Below are 1,598 nucleotides of genomic sequence, written 5' to 3'. Positions count from 1 at the left end.
ACCATGGCATCGCTTGCCGCCAGCGCCTCGAACTTGTTGGGGGCGCTCACCAGGGGCAGGCCCGTCTGCTGTGCCAGGGTGGCCGCCACCTCGTCGGCAAAGCCGGGTGGCGTGTTCAGGCCGGTGCCGACGGCCGTGCCTCCCAGCGCAAGTTCGCACAGATGGGGCAGGGCGGCCCGAATGTGGCGCTCCGCCTGTTCCAGTTGGGCGACCCAGCCGGAGAACTCCTGTCCCAGGGTGAGCGGGGTGGCGTCTTGCAAGTGGGTGCGGCCAATTTTGACTATGTCATCGAAGGTGTGGGCCTTGCGCGCCAGGGTGGCGCTCAGGGTGAGCAGGGCGGGCAGCAGTTGCAGCGTGATAGCACTGACGGCTGCCAGGTTCATGGCGCTCGGGAAGACATCGTTGCTTGACTGGCTCTTGTTCACCTCGTCGTTGGGGTGCACCAGACGCCCTTCGCCGCGCGGGCCACCGAGCAGTTCGCTGGCCCGGTTGGCCAGCACCTCGTTGACGTTCATGTTGGTCTGGGTGCCTGAGCCTGTCTGCCAGACCCTGAGTGGAAACTCTTCCTCGTGCTGGCCGCAGAGGACCTCATCGGCGGCGCTCATGATGGCTTGGGCCGTGCGAGCGGGCAGCAGCCCTTTGGCGTGGTTGACCCTGGCACAGGCAGATTTGATGCGCGCCAGAGCGTGAATAAGCTCCATGGGCTGACGCTCCCCCGAGATATCGAAGTGGTGGAGGGAACGCTGGGTCTGGGCCCCCCATAGCCGCTCGGCCGGAACGGCTATCTCCCCGAAACTGTCGTGTTCTATCCGTGTCGTCATTGCATCCTCCCGCCGAAAAGAAAATATCCCTTGCCCCTCACAGCATGGCAAACCACAGGCTCGGCCGCTTGAATGGCGCCTCACGCAGGCGTGCCCTCTTGCATCATGGTTCAGCCGTGGGGGCGAAACGCCGTCAACGCCGCCAGCGGGCTGGCATCCATGCACTCCTGAGTCGCCTCGCCGTGCTTGAAGATCTTGAAGTCTTCGCCGCGGGCGCTCCAGTATTCGAGGGTGTCGCCGCTGCTCTCGCCACTTATTTGGAGCAGGCTGGCTTCGCGCAGGGCCACCACATGTTCGCTCGGGTTGATGGCGCAGAACTCCGCCAGACGTTCATCGCGGGTCTCCCCCATGTGGCCGCTGATGCTGGCATCCAGATAGTGGGGGTTGATCTGCAGCGGGAACAGGCCCAGCGCAGGCAACACGGCGGCGCTGCACACCGGCATGTCGTTGGTGGTGCGAATGCTCGGGGTTGCCACGTTGCAACCTGCGCTCCAGCCCACATAGGGCACGCCCCGCTCGCGCACGGCGCGCTGGATTGGCACAACCAGGCCATTCTCGTGCAGCAACTGGTTGAGGCGCCAGGTGTTGCCACCGCTGATAAAGATGGCCTCCGCCTGCTGGATTGCGTCCACAGGGTCGTCGAACTGATGGATGCTGATAGCTTCCACCCCCAGGCTCTCGCCAAGTTCATTTGCCCTGGCATCCCAATCGCTGCGGATCACCGCGTAGGGTATGAGCAGGATACGCTTGACCTGTTTGCGGGCGAGCAGGGTCTGC

General features: G+C 64.3%; 2 protein-coding genes. Both read right to left on the bottom strand.

Features of this window, described 5'->3' with window-relative positions:
• On the bottom strand, positions 1-821 hold an 821-nt coding region (locus BN1129_RS08325; protein WP_042035844.1), incomplete at its 3' end, for a lyase family protein.
• 110 nt (positions 822-931) lie between these two features.
• On the bottom strand, positions 932-1,598 hold a 667-nt coding region (gene pepE, locus BN1129_RS08320; protein WP_042035794.1), incomplete at its 5' end, for a dipeptidase PepE.

The organism is Aeromonas popoffii (assembly GCF_000820025.1).
Classification (GTDB): Bacteria; Pseudomonadota; Gammaproteobacteria; order Enterobacterales; family Aeromonadaceae; genus Aeromonas; species Aeromonas popoffii.
Note: the sequence above shows the minus strand (reverse complement) of the source record. Positions and strands in the feature narration are given on the sequence as shown.